The organism is Citrobacter sp. Cpo147, assembly GCF_030332405.1.
GTDB lineage: Bacteria > Pseudomonadota > Gammaproteobacteria > Enterobacterales > Enterobacteriaceae > Citrobacter > Citrobacter portucalensis.
Map to the genome: position 1 here is coordinate 239,417 of NZ_JAOWHX010000041.1, position 17,486 is coordinate 256,902.

16 protein-coding genes are annotated in these 17,486 nt (G+C 54.4%); 5 read left to right on the top strand and 11 right to left on the bottom strand.

Annotated elements, in window-relative coordinates:
* Positions 1 to 6: 6 nt before the first annotated feature.
* A complete protein-coding gene (creA, locus tag OGY06_RS21815; protein WP_003018998.1) occupies positions 7 to 480 on the bottom strand; it encodes a protein CreA in 474 nt (157 codons plus the stop codon).
* Positions 481 to 692: 212 nt separating this feature from the next.
* Here creA and robA point away from each other — a divergent pair, with 212 nt between their 5' ends.
* The gene (robA, locus tag OGY06_RS21820) at positions 693 to 1,562 is read left to right on the top strand and encodes an MDR efflux pump AcrAB transcriptional activator RobA (RefSeq protein WP_003829933.1); all 870 of its coding nucleotides are present in this window, start codon (positions 693 to 695) and stop codon (positions 1,560 to 1,562) included.
* Here robA and gpmB read toward each other — a convergent pair.
* Complete coding sequence (gene gpmB / locus OGY06_RS21825) at positions 1,559 to 2,206, bottom strand: 2,3-diphosphoglycerate-dependent phosphoglycerate mutase GpmB (RefSeq protein ID WP_003019006.1); 648 nt, start codon at positions 2,204 to 2,206, stop codon at positions 1,559 to 1,561. The genes robA and gpmB overlap by 4 nt on opposite strands.
* A gap of 52 nt (positions 2,207 to 2,258) precedes the next feature.
* Between gpmB and yjjX the strand changes: the two genes are divergently transcribed.
* On the top strand, positions 2,259 to 2,783 hold the full coding sequence (yjjX, locus tag OGY06_RS21830) for an inosine/xanthosine triphosphatase (RefSeq protein ID WP_003829935.1): 525 nt from the start codon (positions 2,259 to 2,261) through the stop codon (positions 2,781 to 2,783).
* Positions 2,784 to 2,872: 89 nt separating this feature from the next.
* Here yjjX and trpR read toward each other — a convergent pair whose 3' ends face one another.
* Together trpR and sltY are read right to left on the bottom strand one after the other, a co-directional pair.
* Positions 2,873 to 3,199 (bottom strand): trp operon repressor, encoded by a 327-nt coding sequence (trpR, locus tag OGY06_RS21835; RefSeq protein WP_032934222.1) that lies wholly within the window; start codon positions 3,197 to 3,199, stop codon positions 2,873 to 2,875.
* A gap of 89 nt (positions 3,200 to 3,288) precedes the next feature.
* The gene (gene sltY, locus OGY06_RS21840; protein WP_063941075.1) at positions 3,289 to 5,226 is read right to left on the bottom strand and encodes a murein transglycosylase; all 1,938 of its coding nucleotides are present in this window, start codon (positions 5,224 to 5,226) and stop codon (positions 3,289 to 3,291) included.
* Positions 5,227 to 5,437: 211 nt separating this feature from the next.
* On the opposite strand from sltY, the gene ettA reads away from it, so the two are divergent.
* Positions 5,438 to 7,105: an energy-dependent translational throttle protein EttA gene (gene ettA, locus OGY06_RS21845; RefSeq protein WP_003829940.1), complete on the top strand. Its 1,668-nt coding sequence runs from the start codon at positions 5,438 to 5,440 to the stop codon at positions 7,103 to 7,105.
* Between the two features lie 212 nt (positions 7,106 to 7,317).
* Here ettA and nadR read toward each other — a convergent pair whose 3' ends face one another.
* The 3 genes from nadR to serB form a co-directional block, all read right to left on the bottom strand.
* Complete coding sequence (nadR, locus tag OGY06_RS21850; protein WP_502872912.1) at positions 7,318 to 8,547, bottom strand: multifunctional transcriptional regulator/nicotinamide-nucleotide adenylyltransferase/ribosylnicotinamide kinase NadR; 1,230 nt, start codon at positions 8,545 to 8,547, stop codon at positions 7,318 to 7,320.
* A gap of 88 nt (positions 8,548 to 8,635) precedes the next feature.
* The gene (radA, locus tag OGY06_RS21855) at positions 8,636 to 10,018 is read right to left on the bottom strand and encodes a DNA repair protein RadA (RefSeq protein WP_003829944.1); all 1,383 of its coding nucleotides are present in this window, start codon (positions 10,016 to 10,018) and stop codon (positions 8,636 to 8,638) included.
* A gap of 83 nt (positions 10,019 to 10,101) precedes the next feature.
* Entirely contained in the window at positions 10,102 to 11,070 is a 969-nt protein-coding gene (serB, locus tag OGY06_RS21860) for a phosphoserine phosphatase (protein WP_003829946.1), read from the bottom strand.
* A 115-nt stretch (positions 11,071 to 11,185) separates the two neighbouring features.
* On the opposite strand from serB, the gene OGY06_RS21865 reads away from it, so the two are divergent.
* Positions 11,186 to 11,827 carry a YtjB family periplasmic protein gene (locus tag OGY06_RS21865; protein ID WP_003829948.1) on the top strand — a complete coding sequence of 214 codons (642 nt, stop codon included), beginning with the start codon at positions 11,186 to 11,188 and terminating at the stop codon, positions 11,825 to 11,827.
* A 37-nt stretch (positions 11,828 to 11,864) separates the two neighbouring features.
* A complete protein-coding gene (lplA, locus tag OGY06_RS21870; protein ID WP_003829951.1) occupies positions 11,865 to 12,881 on the top strand; it encodes a lipoate--protein ligase in 1,017 nt (338 codons plus the stop codon).
* Between the two features lie 150 nt (positions 12,882 to 13,031).
* On the opposite strand, the gene deoD is transcribed toward lplA, so the two are convergent.
* The 4 genes from deoD to deoC form a co-directional block, all read right to left on the bottom strand.
* Positions 13,032 to 13,751, bottom strand: coding sequence for a purine-nucleoside phosphorylase (gene deoD, locus OGY06_RS21875; RefSeq protein ID WP_000224864.1), 720 nt, complete (start codon positions 13,749 to 13,751; stop codon positions 13,032 to 13,034).
* Positions 13,752 to 13,955: 204 nt separating this feature from the next.
* The gene (gene deoB, locus OGY06_RS21880) at positions 13,956 to 15,179 is read right to left on the bottom strand and encodes a phosphopentomutase (RefSeq protein WP_003019037.1); all 1,224 of its coding nucleotides are present in this window, start codon (positions 15,177 to 15,179) and stop codon (positions 13,956 to 13,958) included.
* 51 nt (positions 15,180 to 15,230) lie between these two features.
* The gene (gene deoA, locus OGY06_RS21885; RefSeq protein WP_286605945.1) at positions 15,231 to 16,553 is read right to left on the bottom strand and encodes a thymidine phosphorylase; all 1,323 of its coding nucleotides are present in this window, start codon (positions 16,551 to 16,553) and stop codon (positions 15,231 to 15,233) included.
* Between the two features lie 135 nt (positions 16,554 to 16,688).
* Positions 16,689 to 17,468, bottom strand: a complete 780-nt coding sequence (gene deoC, locus OGY06_RS21890) for a deoxyribose-phosphate aldolase (protein WP_003019042.1) — start codon at positions 17,466 to 17,468, stop codon at positions 16,689 to 16,691.
* Between the last annotated feature and the right edge of the window lie 18 nt (positions 17,469 to 17,486).

Consider the following 17,486-nt stretch of genomic DNA (forward strand, 5'->3'; position numbering starts at 1 on the left):
TCCTTGTTATTGCCGCCACGGCATGATGGGTACCGCACTGATGGCATTTTTGGGCGATCCATCGACAACTTTATCTGAATAGGCCAGATAGGCCAGCGCATTACGTTTCGCATCGTAAAAACGCACGACCTGTAAAGATTTAAACACCAGCGAGGTACGTTTCTTAAATACCACTTCGCCCTGAGCTTTACCGTTCTTGATTCTGTCGCTCAGTTCTACCGGCCCAACCTGCTGGCAAGAGATGGCGGCATCGGAAGTATCTTCCGCCAGCCCCAGTCCACCTTTGATGCCGCCGGTCTTCGCACGACTCACGTAACAGGTCACATTGGTAACATCCGGATCGTCAAACGCTTCGACCACAATTTTATGATCCGGCCCAAACATTTTGAACACTGTATCGACAGATCCAATCTGCTCCGCATGGGCGACCTGCGCCAACATCAGCAGAATTGAGGAAATGACTAAGCTCTTATATTTCATATTGTTACCATTCTTAAAAGTTGTTCTGCGTGATTATTAAACATTTTAAGATAAAATGTATACAGATCACAGGATTACAATAATCACGCTTTCGTATGTCCGAAAAAAGCACTTATGAGCAAAAAAAAACACTGAATGCTAAAACAGCAAAAAATGCTATTATCCTCATACCTGACGTCAGGTACTCGTTGTTGAAAGGATGAGGATATTTTATGGATCAGGCTGGCATTATTCGCGACCTATTAATCTGGCTGGAAGGTCATCTGGATCAGCCTTTGTCGCTTGACAATGTGGCGGCAAAAGCGGGCTATTCCAAGTGGCACCTGCAGAGAATGTTTAAGGACGTGACGGGCCATGCTATTGGCGCCTATATCCGCGCCCGTCGTTTATCGAAATCCGCAGTGGCGCTGCGCCTGACTGCGCGTCCAATTTTGGATATTGCGCTGCAATATCGCTTCGACTCTCAACAAACTTTTACTCGCGCATTCAAGAAACAATTTTCGCAGACACCAGCGCTGTATCGCCGCTCCCCGGAATGGAGCGCATTCGGTATTCGCCCACCAATGCGACTGGGTGAATTTACAATGCCTGCGCACGAGTTTGTCACCCTGGAAGATACGCAACTGCTCGGCACCACGCAAAGCTATTCCTGCTCGCTGGAACAGATTTCAGATTTCCGTCATGAAATGCGTATTCAGTTCTGGCGCGACTTCCTTGCTCAGGCTCCGGCGATCCCGCCAGTGCTGTACGGGCTTAACGAAACGCGTCCGAGCATTGAAAAAGATGACGAACAGGAAGTGTTTTACACCACAGCACTGACGCCGGAACAGGCCAATGGCTATGTGCCGTCGGCGCAGCCTATCCTGTTACAGGGTGGCGAGTACGTGATGTTTACCTACGAAGGGCTGGGAACCGGTGTGCAAGAGTTTATCCTGACGGTTTACGGCACATGCATGCCAATGCTGAACCTGACGCGCCGTAAAGGACAGGATATCGAGCGATACTACCCGGCAGAAGATGCCAAAGCGGGAGATCGCCCGATCAACCTGCGCTGCGAATTCCTGATTCCGATTCGCCGCTAGCGCTGCAGTTCATCCAACGCAGGGGCGTCCAGATGTGAGATGTCCCCTGCCGTTTCAACGACCCATCCCGGCGCCAGCCATAAGCTTTCCTGGTAATCAACGCGAGAAATAGAACAGTTGCGCAGACGCAAGCGACGTTCAGCCCATGCCGGTAATCCCAGAATTGTACTCACCAGGCAACCCAGCGCGATACCGTGACTGACCAGCAGCGGACGACTTCCCGGCGGCAATTCCAGACAGGATGCCAGCGCCGCGTTGACGCGATCGCTCAATTCCTGCATCGATTCCCCTTCCGGGATACGACCATCCACCGTGCCATTCACCAACTGGCGACGCCAGCCCTCTTCCTCTGGCGTCAGCGTATCGATGTGACGTTTTTCCAGCACTCCCATATTTAGCTCGCGCAGACGGGAGTCATAGGTGATATCACAGCCACAGGCCTGGGCGATGATTTCTGCGGTGCGTCGTGTACGACCAAGATCGCTACTGATGACATGCGTAATACCAAACGAGCGGGCGCGTTCACCCACCTGCATGGCTTGTTGTTCACCTTTAGCGGTTAGTGGGCTGTCTGACTGGCCTTGAATACGTCGCTCGGCGTTCCACTGCGTTTCGCCATGGCGAACAAGGTATACCTGTAACATGCTTTTTTTCCGTTATACTGCGATGCGATGAATTTTCAAACTGAGCTTAATTATGCACAAGGTTATCTCTGCGACCACCAATCCTGCCAAAATTCAGGCAATTCTGCGGGCATTTGAAGAGATTTTCGGGGAAGGATCCTGCCATATTGAACCCGTCGCCGTCGAGAGTGGCGTGCCGGAACAACCTTTCGGAAACCAGGAAACGCGCACTGGCGCACGAAATCGCGTTGTTAACGCTCGCCGCCTGCACCCGCAGGCTGATTTCTGGGTCGCCATTGAAGCAGGAATTGACGATGACGCCACCTTCAGTTGGGTGGTGATTGATAACGGCATTCAGCGCGGTGAAGCCCGTTCAGCCACGCTGCCATTGCCGACTGTCATTCTCGACAGAGTCCGCAAAGGTGAAGCACTCGGCCCGGTGATGTCGGACTATACGGGTATTGATGAAATTGGCCGTAAAGAAGGCGCAATCGGCGTTTTTACCGCGGGCAAGCTGACGCGCTCAAGCGTCTATCACCAGGCGGTGATTCTGGCGCTCAGCCCGTTTCATAACGCGATATACGATGAGTCATTGTAATTTGTAGGCCTGATAAGCGTAGCGCCATCAGGCAAGCAGCGCGCACCATTGCCGGATGGCGGCTTCGCCTTATCCGGCCTACGAGAGAATCAGACACTTTTTAGCAGTACCTGCTCCAGCCACTGACGCAAATCCACCGGTGCGGATTTGAGGCTGTTCGACCCCCGCGTAATAGTGGCAATTCCCGCCCCGAGCTCGTTTTTAAGCTCACGCTGGCTCATCTCGCCGCGCAGCAGCTCTTCAATGATACGCACACGCGTGCCCAACGCTTCACGCTCATCCGGCGTTAACATCAAATTGAGCAGTGGCAGGTGTAAATCTTGTTCGTAGGCGTGTTTAAGCAGATCGACAAAACGTAACCACTCCTGGTGACGTTGTTCTGCCATCTCTGCTGAATAGGGTGATTGCTGAGTCATAAGATATCGCCATCGTTGCGGGGGAAGCGTGCTTGCTTCCCCCTTTTGTACTCTTTAACGAGTACGATAGCATAACACAATCGACACGATCAGTAACGACGTTGCCATTCTGCCTCGCTCATCAACTCCGGTTTATCGCCGAGGAAATAGCGATAGTACGCATCATAAGCCAGCACATTCTTCACGTAACCACGCGTCTCTGAGAATGGAATACTTTCGACAAACGCCACAGCATCAATGCGTCCAGCGCTATTGCCAAGCCAGGTGCGAACGCGCCCCGGACCGGCGTTATAGGCTGCCGACGCAAAGATGCGGTTATTGCCGAATTGCTGATATACGTACTGCAAATAGCTGGTACCAATGTTGATGTTGGTATCAGGATCCAGTAGCTGGCTCGGACTGCTGTAACCTGGAATCGAGAACATTTTCACCGTATGCGTCGCCGTGCCCGGCATAATCTGCATCAGCCCGCTGGCGCCGACCGGTGATTTCACTTTCGGGTTCCAGGCGCTTTCCTGACGCGCTATCGCCATCGCATAGCTTGGCTGAATATCCTTGCCGCTGGTGTAACGGGTAAACAGATCTTTATAGGCCAACGGGAAACGCTCTTCCAGATGATCCCACAGCTTACCGGCGATCGTCGCCTGAACGCTAAGATCCCACCAGTGATTGTTGAACGCGTAACGCGCCAACTGAGCCTGCTCGGACTTGGTACGGCTGGTGACCAAATTTGCCCATTCACTGCGCGCGGTATTATCCATGTTCCAGTACATTAGCTCGCGTACGCGTGCCATTTCTGGCCCCTGAGTCAGCGCAGAATCAACGTTCGCTGGCGCTTTATCCACTTTCAGCTCGTACTCTTCGCCCAGGCGCTGTGCCGCCACCATCGGATAGAAACCGCGTTGCTGCATGAGCTGGTGCAGGATCTCTTTGGCTTCCGCATCACGTCCGCGCTCCAGCAGCAGATCCGCCTGCCAGTAGCGCCACTCGTCTTTTTCTTTTGCTTCCATTGGCAGACGCGCCAGCCAGGTATTCAGGCCACGACGATCGCCGGTTCCCAGCGCCATGCGCACCCGGCGCTCCACAAGCGAGGTGGAATTGGAGCGCATAATCGCATCATCACGCCATTTGGCTTGCTCGTCGGTGACATCATTGCCCATCAGACGCCAGGCAACAATATCGCGCAGCTCCTGGGTTTGCTCATCATTAAGCTGTTGCGCCTGCACCAGGGACGGGATCATCAGGCGGGCGTTTTCCACATCCTGACGCGCCACGCTGGCAAAGGCGACCGCCGCCATCTGTCGGGTGAAATCCGTGGCGCCGGTGGTACGTGCAAAAGTCATCACCGAATTCGGATCGTTGGCCAGCGAGATGATCGCAGAGGCAATGGTTTGGTATTGCGCGGGCATCTGTCCGGCTAGCGCCGTCACCAGACCGGTATTCCCGGCTTTCATCGCCAGACGAATACGCTCCAGATACGCCAGCGGATCCTGAGTGCCTGAGGCGCGCCATACGCCAAATAATTTGTCACAGGCGTTCGGCTGACTTTTCCCGGTCAACCACAGCTCTTTCGCGCCCTGCCAGGCTTCTTCGGTTTGCCCGGTACTCCATTTCGCGAAGTAATAGTTACATTGCGCTTCCGTGGTACCCGGTTTTTCCGGGCTGAACGCCAGCAGTCCACGCCAGTCTTCGCGGCGCGCCAGTTCATTCACGAAACGCGATTGCAGCGTACGCGCAGGGGGCAGTGTCGGATTGGCACGCACAAAATTGGTAACGGTAATGGTGGGCTGATTCATCAGATCGTCAGTGATCTGACGATATTCCAGATACGGGTACAGAGGATAGTTCTTCAGGCCGGGCATCATCTGCTCTACGACATCCATCTGTCGGTTGTCCCAGGCTTGCTTGATTTGCGCATAACGATTGCGCTGCTCATCCAGAGAGTCGGCTCGCGCCACCTGACTGACCGTCAGCAGACATACGCTGGCTGCCAGCAGGCGCCAGGTAAATTGATTGGCTTTGTCCACAAGCTCTTCCTCTTCTCATGTTACGTCTGTGCAGCATCATGCCGCTTAATTAATTCATGCTAACCAGACATTGCAGAATGCGCCACGTCACGGACACTTTTTTACTTTTGTTGCGAGTGGGATCTGCTGGCTGGGATTGGGCAATGAAAAAGGCTACACTTCGCCTTTGATAACTATTCATCATCACGATAAACATAGAGGCGAGTCCAACGTGGCCCAATTCGTTTATACCATGCATCGTGTCGGCAAGGTCGTTCCGCCGAAACGTCATATTCTTAAAAACATCTCACTGAGCTTCTTCCCTGGCGCCAAAATCGGTGTTCTCGGTCTGAACGGTGCGGGTAAATCTACCCTGCTGCGTATCATGGCCGGTATTGATACCGATATCGAAGGTGAAGCTCGCCCACAGCCAGGCATTAAAATCGGTTACCTGCCGCAGGAACCAAAACTAAACCCAGAGCATACCGTTCGTGAATCCGTTGAAGAAGCGGTTGCCGAAGTGGTTAGTGCGCTGAAAGGTCTGGATGAAGTGTACGCCAAGTACGCCGAGCCGGACGCCGACTTCGATAAACTGGCCGCACAACAGGGCAAGTTTGAAGAAATTATCCAGGCGCACGACGGCCATAACCTGAACGTGCAGCTTGAGCGTGCCGCTGACGCCCTGCGTCTGCCGGACTGGGACGCTAAAATTGAGAATCTCTCCGGTGGTGAACGCCGCCGCGTTGCGCTGTGCCGCCTGCTGCTGGAAAAACCAGACATGCTGCTGCTCGACGAACCGACCAACCACCTGGATGCGGAATCCGTCGCGTGGCTGGAACGCTTCCTGCACGACTTCGAAGGCACCGTAGTGGCGATTACCCACGACCGTTACTTCCTCGACAACGTTGCGGGCTGGATCCTGGAGCTGGACCGTGGTGAAGGTATTCCGTGGGAAGGTAACTACTCTTCCTGGCTGGAGCAGAAAGATCAGCGTCTGGCCCAGGAAGCCTCTCAGGAAGCGGCTCGCCGTAAATCTATTGAGAAAGAGCTGGAGTGGGTACGTCAGGGCGCTAAAGGCCGTCAGTCTAAGGGTAAAGCCCGTCTGGCACGCTTTGAAGAGCTAAACAACACCGAATACCAGAAACGTAACGAAACCAACGAACTGTTTATTCCACCTGGAGCACGTCTGGGCGATAAAGTTGTTGAAGTCACCAATCTGCGTAAATCCTACGGCGATCGCGTTCTGATCGACGATCTGAGTTTCTCCGTACCGAAAGGTGCAATTGTCGGCATCATCGGTCCGAACGGCGCGGGTAAATCTACCCTGTTCCGTATGATGTCCGGTCAGGAACAGCCTGACAGCGGCACCATCACGCTGGGTGAAACCGTCAAACTGGCCTCCGTTGACCAGTTCCGTGACGCCATGGACAACAGCAAAACCGTGTGGGAAGAAGTGTCCGGCGGGCTGGATATCATGCGTATCGGCAACACCGAGATGCCAAGCCGTGCCTACGTGGGCCGCTTCAACTTCAAAGGTGTGGATCAGGGCAAACGCGTAGGCGAGCTGTCCGGCGGTGAGCGTGGTCGTCTGCACCTGGCGAAGCTGCTGCAGGTTGGCGGCAACATGCTGCTGCTCGATGAACCAACCAACGACCTGGATATCGAAACCCTGCGCGCGCTGGAAAACGCCCTGCTGGAATTCCCGGGTTGCGCGATGGTTATCTCGCACGACCGTTGGTTCCTTGACCGTATCGCGACCCACATTCTGGATTACCAGGACGAAGGTAAGGTTGAGTTCTTCGAAGGTAACTTTACCGAATACGAAGAGTACAAGAAACGCACGCTGGGCGCGGATGCGCTGGAGCCGAAGCGTATTAAGTACAAGCGTATTTCTAAGTAATTAGCGTTAAGCGCCGGATGGCGGCGTTACGCCTTATCCGGCCTACGAGGTTAGTGCGACTTGTAGGCCGGATATGCACCGCGCCATCCTGTCTACGAGGTTAGTGCGACTTGTAGGCCGAATATGCACAGCGCCATCCTGTCTATGAGGTTAGTGCGACTTGTAGGCCGGATAAGCGCAGCGCATCCGGCATTAAAACCTACCTCTAAAACCTACCTCTGCTCGCCCATCAACTCTTTCACCAGCTCCACGCAGCGCAGGAAGCGACCGTCGTAGTCAGGCTCCTGAACGTGCACAAAATTGATATTGTTTTCCTGCAGCATCTCGACCAGCAGCGTCTGAAATGCTTTTCTGTCAACCGAGCTACCGAGACTACGCAAGCCATCCGCTACCCACGGGGTATTATTCTCCAGCAGGATCACCAGATCGAAGCGATACTCGTCAATCAGGGCCTGCACAAACGGATGTTCACGCCCTTCATACTTTTTACAGAAGGCCTGAGTGGTCACGAAATCGGTGTCGATGAACGCCACTTTATTGGCATACTTAACAGCAAAATCAATGTATTGCGCTTGTCCCAGGGCGATTTTATCGTAGTCAGAATACTGTAACGCCATCTCATCGCCGCCCAAATGGGAGAAAACATAATCACGCCCGTATTCCCACGCACTGGTGGTGTTAAAGATATTGGCGAGCTTATTCACCAGCGTCGATTTGCCGCTCGACTCCCCGCCGAGAATCGCCACGGTGCGCACGAAAAACGGCTTCACTTCGGTCGGAATATACTCCCAGTAGCGAAACGGGTTTTCACGGATTTGCCCACCGCTGATGCTCATAAACGTTCGCTTGGGATCCACCAGCACGGTTTCAATCCCCAGATGTTCCAGATACTGCGGGGCATCTGATTCTTCAGAGGTGTAGATCCAGTTTGGCTGGATCCCTTTCTCCTGCATAAACGTTTTGATCCCGTTGCTCCACACGTCCCAGCCGTGCGGATACGGCTCCATGCCTTCTTCGTTGAAGGCATGAATATGGATATTTTTCTGATACTTAAAGGTTTGCAGCAGCCAGCGTAAACGATCGGGCACCGTAGGCTGTTGCGACATGGCACTGTCTTCAAACAGGCTGCGATCGCGCGTGTCGTCATAGCCCATGATGATATGCAGTTCATCGACCTGGCTACAGGCGCGCTGGATAAGATAGATATGGCCGGTGTGCAGCGGATAAAACTTGCCGAATACCACACCGATATTTTTCTGCTGGCGCGGAAACTCCAGCCCGAGAAAACGGTGCAACGCCTCCAGCTTCTGCGCGCTGGGGCTTTTGATTTTGGCATTCAGCAGTTGGCTTAGGTATCCCTTGGTCATGCCACTGGCATCCGCCACCTGTTGCAGGGTACAGCCCTTTTGCTTTATGGCGGTTTTCAGATATTCAAATGACACAAGAGCCTCCTGCTGGAAAAATCGCGTAACACTGCCTGATGGCGCTTCGCTTATCAGGCCTACAAAATCAGTACGTACGGGTATTTGATTATAGGTCGTCAAACACGCTTAACGCATCCGCAAGCTTCTTAACGCCAAAGACCTGCATCCCTTCCGGTACTTTTTTCGGTACGTTAGCGGCAGGGACAATCGCCCGGCGAAAGCCGTGCTTCGCCGCTTCCGAAATACGCTCCTGGCCGCTGGGTACCGGACGGATTTCGCCCGCCAGCCCCACTTCGCCAAAGACCACTAAATCCTGCGGCAGCGGCCTGTCGCGCAGACTGGAAACCATTGCCAGCAGCAACGCCAGGTCGGCGCTGGTTTCGGTGACTTTTACGCCGCCGACTACGTTAACGAACACGTCCTGATCCGCCATCTGCAAGCCACCGTGACGATGCAGCACCGCCAGCAGAATCGCCAGACGGTTCTGTTCCAGACCGACCGCCACGCGACGCGGGTTCGCCATCATCGAATGATCGACCAGCGCCTGAATCTCTACCAGCAGCGGGCGCGTGCCTTCCCAGACCACCATCACCGAACTGCCGGAGGTGACCTCATCGCCACGGCTTAAGAAGATAGCGGAAGGGTTGCTGACTTCACGCAGGCCCTGTTCGGTCATGGCAAAGACGCCCAGCTCATTCACCGCACCAAAGCGGTTTTTATGGCTACGCAGAGTACGGAAACGGGAATCGGCGTCACCGTCGAGCAGTACCGAACAGTCAATACAGTGCTCCAGCACCTTCGGCCCGGCCAGCGAGCCATCTTTGGTGACGTGGCCGACCATGACAATCGCCACGCCGCGCGTTTTGGCAAAGCGCGTCAGGTAAGCCGCCGTTTCGCGCACCTGCGCCACGCTGCCCGGCGAAGACTGAATATCCGCCATGTGCATTACCTGAATGGAGTCGATCACCATCAGTTTCGGCTGTTCTTCTTCGGCAATCAGGCAAATTTGTTCAATACTGGTTTCCGACAGCATGTTCAGATTCGCCGTCGGCAAGCCAAGCCGGTGCGCGCGCATCGCCACCTGTTGTAGCGACTCTTCGCCAGTAACGTACAGGGTTTTCATCTGCTCAGCGAGTTTACACAGCGTTTGTAGCAGCAGCGTTGATTTCCCCGCGCCGGGATTACCGCCAATCAGGATAGCGCTGCCGGGTACCACCCCGCCACCCAGCACGCGGTCAAACTCTTTAAATCCAGTGGAAAAACGCGGCAGTTCTTCAAGGCTGATGTCAGACAGCTTCTGCACTTTTGCCACGCCCGCATTCCCGGCATAGCCACTGAGCCGCTCGTTACGCGCCACCGTTGGCGATGCGGCAAGGCGCACCTCGGTAATGGTATTCCAGGCCTGACAGGCGCTGCATTGCCCCTGCCAGCGCGGGTAATCGGCCCCGCATTCATTACAAACAAAGGCGCGTTTAGGAGCTTTTGCCACGTTTTACCTCTTTCGTTAACGCTTTTGCCGGATGGCGTGGGTGCTTATCCGGCCTACGGACAGCTTGCCACCGGGCAATTTAATCATTTCTGGTTCATGCTGCCGGAGAGAATGCAGAACACGCCCATCAGGTCAGCGTGGCGGATAGTAATCTCCGTCTTTTCATTCACTTTCGGTTTAGCATGATACGCAATACCCAGCCCGGCCGTTTTGATCATCGGCAGGTCGTTGGCACCGTCGCCGATCGCCACCGTCTGCGCCATCGGGATCTCATATTCTTGCGCCAGGCGGGTCAGGGTATTGGCTTTGTACTGGGCATCGACGATATCGCCGATCACGTTGCCGGTAAATTTACCGTCCATGATCTCCAGCTCGTTTGCTACAGCCGCCGTCAGACGCAGTTTATTACGCAGGTAATCGGCAAAGAAGGTAAAGCCGCCAGAGGCAATAGCCACTTTCCAGCCGAGCGTTTCCAGTTTTAACACCAGTTGAGTCAGGCCGGGCATCAGCGGTAGCGTTTCGCGCACCTGGTGCAGAATATTGGCATCAGCGCCCTTCAGCGTCGCCACGCGGCTACGCAGGCTGGCGGTAAAGTCCAGTTCGCCACGCATCGCGCGTTCCGTGACTTCCGCAACCATCTCACCGGTTCCAGCCAGTTTAGCAATTTCATCAATGCATTCGATCTGGATTGCCGTTGAGTCCATGTCCATCACCAGCAAACCCGGCGTGCGCAGATGCGGAATTTTGCCTAACGGGGCAACATCCAGTTTGGCATCATGCGCCAGTTTTGCCGCGCGCGGCGTTAACGAACCCGCCAGGCGAATCACCTGATAATCCTCGACGCACCAGGCAGCAACAATCACCATCGCTGCACCCAGTTTGCTCTGGTATTGCGTTAAACGTTGTTTATCCAGACCACGACCGTACAGCAGCCAGCCACTGCGGCCCGCGTGGTAGTCCAGCGGCATGACTTCATCGCCACTTAAAGAGAGAGGCAGACCTGGCCACAGAGAAACATCTTCAGGTAGATCGCACCAGGTTATGTTAGGCATTAAAGCTCCTGTAAAATCGTTCGGGTCGGAATCATCAGGGGAAAATAACGCATGAGGCTACCCTGTAACCAGCGCTTCTGGCAACATTAAGTCTCAAATTTTCAGCAGGTGGAATATGGCTCGCGCAAAACTGAAATTCCGACTTCATCGTGCAGTGATTGTATTGTTCTGTCTTGCGCTGCTCGTCGCCCTGATGCAGGGCGCATCCTGGTTTAGTCAAAGTCACCAGCAGCAGCGTAATCCGCAGCTCGAAGAGCTGGCCCGTACGCTGGCCCGCCAGGTGGCGCTAAATGTTGCTCCGCTAATGCGTACCGAAACGCCGGATGAAAAACGCATCAAAGCGGTACTCACGCAGCTGACGGAAAGTAGCCGTATTCTGGACGCTGGCGTGTACGATGAACAGGGAGACCTGATTACGCGTACCGGCGAGAGCGTCAACGTTCGTGACCGACTGGCGCTCGACGGCAAAAAAGCCGGAGGTTATTTTAACCAGCAGATTGTCGAACCCATTCAGGGGAAAAATGGTCCGCTGGGCTATTTGCGCCTGACGCTGGATACCCACACCCTCGCCACCGAGGCGAAGCAGGTAGATAACACCACCAATATCTTACGCCTGATGCTGCTGCTGGCGCTGGCGATTGGCGTCGTGCTCACCCGTACATTATTGCAAGGCAAGCGTACCCGCTGGCAGCAATCCCCTTTCCTGCTGACCGCCAACAAACCGGTGCAGGAAGAAGACAACGAGAAAAAAGAGTAAAAGCAGTAAAAACTGTAAAACAGAAGGGAAATCAACCATGACTACACTACGCCTGCTTATCTCAGACTCTTACGATCCGTGGTTTAATCTCGCGGTCGAAGAGTGCATTTTTCGCCAGATGCCCGCCACGCAGCGCGTCCTGTTCTTGTGGCGTAACGCCGATACGGTGGTGATTGGCCGGGCGCAAAACCCGTGGAAAGAGTGTAATACCCGCCGTATGGAGGAAGACAACGTGCGGCTCGCCCGCCGTAGCAGCGGCGGCGGCGCGGTGTTCCATGACTTAGGCAATACCTGCTTTACCTTTATGGCCGGTAAACCGGAGTACGACAAAACCATTTCCACCGCGATTGTCCTCAACGCATTGAATTCTCTGGGTGTGACGGCGGACGCCTCCGGGCGTAACGACCTGGTTGTGAAAACGCCAGACGGCGATCGCAAAGTTTCAGGCTCTGCTTACCGGGAAACGAAAGATCGCGGATTCCACCACGGCACGCTGCTGCTAAATGCCGATCTCAGCCGCCTGGCAAACTATCTCAATCCCGACAAAAAGAAACTCGCAGCAAAGGGGATTACCTCTGTCCGCTCACGGGTGGCGAATTTGACGGAGCTGTTACCGGGCATCACCCATGAACAGGTCTGTCAGGCCATCACGGAAGCCTTTTTTGCTCATTATGGCGAACGCGTTGAAGCGGAAGTGATCTCACCGGATAAAACGCCGGACCTGCCAAATTTTGCCGAAACCTTTGCCCGCCAGAGCAGTTGGGAATGGAATTTTGGTCAGGCGCCTGCTTTCTCGCATCTGCTGGACGAGCGTTTCACCTGGGGCGGTGTTGAGCTGCATTTCGACGTCGAAAAAGGTCATATCACGCGCACACAGGTGTTTACCGACAGTCTCAATCCCGCGCCGTTAGAAGCGCTGGCAGAGCGACTACAGGGCTGCCAGTATCGCGCCGATGTTTTACAGCAGACTTGCGAAGCGCTGGTTACGGAATATCCGGATCAGGAAAGCGAGCTGCGTGAACTGGCGGCGTGGGTGGCGAAGGCCGTGCGTTAAGCGATTAGTGGCGAATTGCCGGATGGCGGCTGCGCCTTATCCGGCCTACAAGACCGCTCCTGTAGGCCTGATAAGCGAAGCGCCATCAGGCATTAATAGCGGCATTCCCGTAGGCCCGGCCAGCGCAACGCCACCGGGCCACAACAACCCTTACTCTTTATCGCCCAGCAGAACAGATTCCAGCGCGATTTTGATCATGTCGTTAAAGGTCGTCTGACGTTCAGCGGCAGTGGTCTGCTCGTGAGTACGGATATGGTCGGAAACGGTGCAGATGGTCAGCGCTTTTGCACCAAATTCCGCAGCAACACCGTAGATGCCCGCCGCTTCCATTTCCACGCCCAGCACGCCGTATTTTTCCATCACGTCGAACATTTCACCGTCCGGAGAGTAGAACAGGTCAGCGGAGAACAGGTTGCCCACGCGCGCGTCTACACCCAGTGCTTTTGCCGCATCAACCGCGTTACGCACCATGTCGAAGTCAGCGATAGCAGCGAAGTCATGATCTTTAAAACGGATACGGTTAACTTTGGAGTCGGTGCAAGCGCCCATACCGATAACCACGTCACGCAGTTTAACGTCCATACGCACAGCGCCGCAGGAGCCTACGCGAATGATTTTCTTCACGCCGAAATCGGTGATCAGCTCTTTGGTGTAGATGGAGCAGGACGGGATACCCATACCATGACCCATAACGGAGATCTTACGGCCTTTGTAAGTACCGGTAAAACCTAACATGCCGCGAACGTTGTTCACTTCACGAACATCTTCGAGGAAAGTTTCAGCAATATGCTTTGCACGCAGCGGGTCGCCCGGCATCAATACGACGTCAGCGAAATCACCCATTTCTGCATTAATATGTGGAGTTGCCATTTTTTGTCCTTATTTCGTTGTTATTGCCTGATGGCGGCTACGCCTTATCAGGCCTACAAAACGTATGCAAAACAGTGAAATACCTTAAGGATTTCGCGTTGTAGGAAGGCGACGAATTCGTGAATCCCCGGGAGCATAGATTCACTATGTGACCGGGGGGAGCGAATGAAGTCAACGCATCTACAGCGCGAAAGACAACAGGTATTACAGCATGTTTTTACCGTAGTCCATCGGTGACGTACCAAAGTAGCTCGCCAGCGTCTGACCGATATCAGCGAAGGTTTCACGGTGACCTAACGAACCAGGTTTCACTTTCGGGCCGTAAACCAGTACCGGGATGTGTTCACGGGTGTGGTCAGTGCCGGTCCAGCTTGGGTCGCAGCCGTGGTCAGCGGTCAGGATCAGAATGTCATCTTCACCCACCAGCTCCATCAGCTCAGGCAGACGGCGGTCGAACAGTTCCAGGCCCGCTGCATAACCGGCGATATCGCGACGATGTCCCCAGGAAGAGTCGAAATCAACGAAGTTGGTGAAGACGATGGTCTTATCACCTGCTTCTTTCATCTCTTTGATGGTGGCGTCGAACAGCGCATCCAGACCGGTGGCTTTCACTTTTTTGGTGATGCCGCAGTTAGCGTAGATATCCGCGATTTTACCGACGGAAACCACGTGACCGTCTTTTTCGTCGACCAGTTTCTGCAGCACGGTCGGTGCTGGCGGCTCAACGGCCAGGTCGTGACGGTTACCGGTACGCTGGAAGTTACCGGCTTTATCACCGATAAACGGACGTGCGATAACACGACCGATGTTGTAACCACCTTCGGTCAGCTCTTCACGTGCGATTTCGCACAGCTCGTAGAGTTTATCCAGGCCAAACGTCTCTTCGTGGCAGGCAATCTGGAACACGGAGTCAGCGGAGGTATAGAAAATCGGCTTGCCGGTTTTCATATGCTCTTCACCCAGTTGATCCAGGATCACGGTACCGGAAGAGTGGCAGTTGCCGAGGTAGCCTGGCAGGTTGGCACGTTTTACCAGTTTATCCAGCAGTTCCTGCGGGAAGCTGTTTTCATGATCGGAGAAATAACCCCAATCAAACAGAACCGGGACACCCGCGATTTCCCAGTGGCCAGACGGCGTGTCTTTCCCGGAAGAAAGTTCATGCGCCCATGCGTAGGCACCAATCACTTCCGCGTTACCGTCCATACCAGCAGCAATTTTACCGGTAGAACCTTCGTGAGCTTTCACCAGGCCCAGACGGGTCAGGTTAGGCAGATTCAGTGGACCTTTGCGACCATTGTCAGCCTCACCTTTCGCACAGGCTTCTGCAATGTGTCCCATAGTGTCTGAACCTACGTCGCCAAAGCGATCCGCATCTTCAGTCGCACCAATACCAAAGGAGTCCAGCACCATAATAAATGCACGTTTCATCTTGTTCTCCATACATCTGCGCCGCAAAAAAGCGATCAGATCAGTATACAGTTATTCGGTAATACGACGATAGACTGTCGGTGTAATTTCTGGCGCTTTATCGTCAAGGCTAATTGCCGCTTTGACCGCTTTCGCCGCTTCCTGCCAGCTGGCTTCGTCTTTCGCGTGGATCACCGCCAGCGGGCGTTGTCCGTCTACGCTGTCGCCCAGACGCGCCATATCACTAAAGCCAACGCTGTAATCAATGGTGTCCGAAGCCTGACGACGACCGCCGCCCATGGAAACGACCGCCATCCCCAACGCACGGGTATCCATCGCGCTGACAAAGCCTTCGGTATCAGCATATACCGCTTTGCTGAGCATTGCCGTCGGCAGGTACTTCGCATAATTTTCGACGAAATCGGTCGGGCCTTTTTGCGCCGCAACCATGTGACCAAAAATCTCTGCCGCTTTACCGTTGTCCAGCACCGCCTGCAATTTCGCACGGGCTTCGGCGTCATCTTTCGCCAGATTGCCGGAGATCAGCATTTCCACGCACAGCGCCATGGTGACGTCTAACAGACGTGGATTACGGTATTCACCGGTCAGGAACTGCACCGCTTCGCGGACTTCGACCGCGTTACCTGCGCTGGAGGCCAGCACCTGGTTCATATCGGTTAACAGCGCGGTGGTACGGACACCCGCACCGTTTGCCACGCCGACAATCGCCTCAGCAAGGGCTTCAGAAAGCTCGTAGGTCGGCATAAAGGCGCCGCTGCCCACTTTCACATCCATCACTAGCGCATCCAGCCCTTCCGCCAGTTTTTTCGCCAGAATGGAACCGGTAATCAGCGGGATGGAATCCACCGTCGCGGTAATATCGCGGGTGGCATAAAAACGTTTATCCGCCGGTGCGAGCGAGCTGGTTTGCCCAATAATCGCCACACCCACGTCTTTAATAATTTCACGGAAGCGCGCGTCGTCCGGGAAGATGTCAAATCCAGGAATCGCTTCCAGTTTATCGAGTGTACCGCCGGTATGCCCCAGGCCACGCCCGGAGATCATCGGAATATAGCCGCCGCACGCTGCGACCATCGGGCCTAACATCAGTGACGTTACGTCACCTACACCGCCGGTAGAGTGTTTATCCACAATCGGGCCGTTCAGCTGCAGGCTTTTCCAGTCCAGCACGGTTCCTGAATCACGCATTGCCATGGTCAGCGAAACTCGCTCAGGCATTGTCATATCGTGGAAGAAAATGGTCATCGCCAGGGCGGCGATTTGCCCTTCAGAGATGGTGTTGTCGCGAATACCATTGATAAAGAAACGAATTTCTTCATCGCTCAGCGCATGACCATCACGTTTTTTACGAATAATTTCTTGTGCGAGAAACACGGTAACCCCCAGGGGAAAAGAGTAGAAGGCCGTTGTAGGCCGGGTAAGCAACGCACCACCCGGCAGTCGTCTTAATGCCGGATGGCGGCTACGCTTTATCCGGCCTACGTCGCTACAGCTCCGGCAATATAAGGCTTAGTAGCTGCTTGCGCTCTTGCCGTCGCCGTGACCCAGCGCTTTCAGCAGACTCGCCAGCAGGCTGGATGCGCCAAAACGGTAGTGACGAGAATCAGCCCAGTCAGCGCCAAACAGTTCATCGGCAATCGCCAGGAACTGCTGTGCATCTTCTGCAGTGCGTACGCCACCAGCCGGTTTGAAACCTACAGTTTTAGAAACACCCATGTCGCGGATCACTTCCATCATGATGCGTGCGCTTTCCGGCGTCGCATTGACCGGCACTTTACCGGTAGAAGTTTTGATGAAATCAGCACCGGCTTTGATGGAGATTTCAGACGCTTTGCGAATCAGTGCTTCTTCTTTCAGCTCACCGGTTTCGATGATGACTTTCAGCAGCACGTTTGCTGCCGCACACGCGTCTTTGCAGGCTTTAACCAGATCGAAACCAATCTGTTCGTTACCGGCGATCAGCGCACGGTACGGGAACACCACGTCAACTTCATCTGCGCCGTAAGCAATCGCCGCGCGGGTTTCAGCCAGCGCAATCTCGATGTCGTCGTTGCCATGCGGGAAGTTGGTTACGGTTGCAATGCGGATGTCCGGCGTGCCCTGCTCTTTCAGGGTCTTACGCGCAATAGGGATGAAACGCGGATAGATACAGATTGCGGCAGTGTTGCCAACCGGGGTCTTCGCCTGATGACACAGCGCGATCACTTTTTCATTGGTGTCGTCGTCATTCAGGGTGGTCAGGTCCATCAGTTTCAGTGCACGCAGGCTGCTTGCTGTTAAATCGGTCATAACATTCTCCAACGGCAT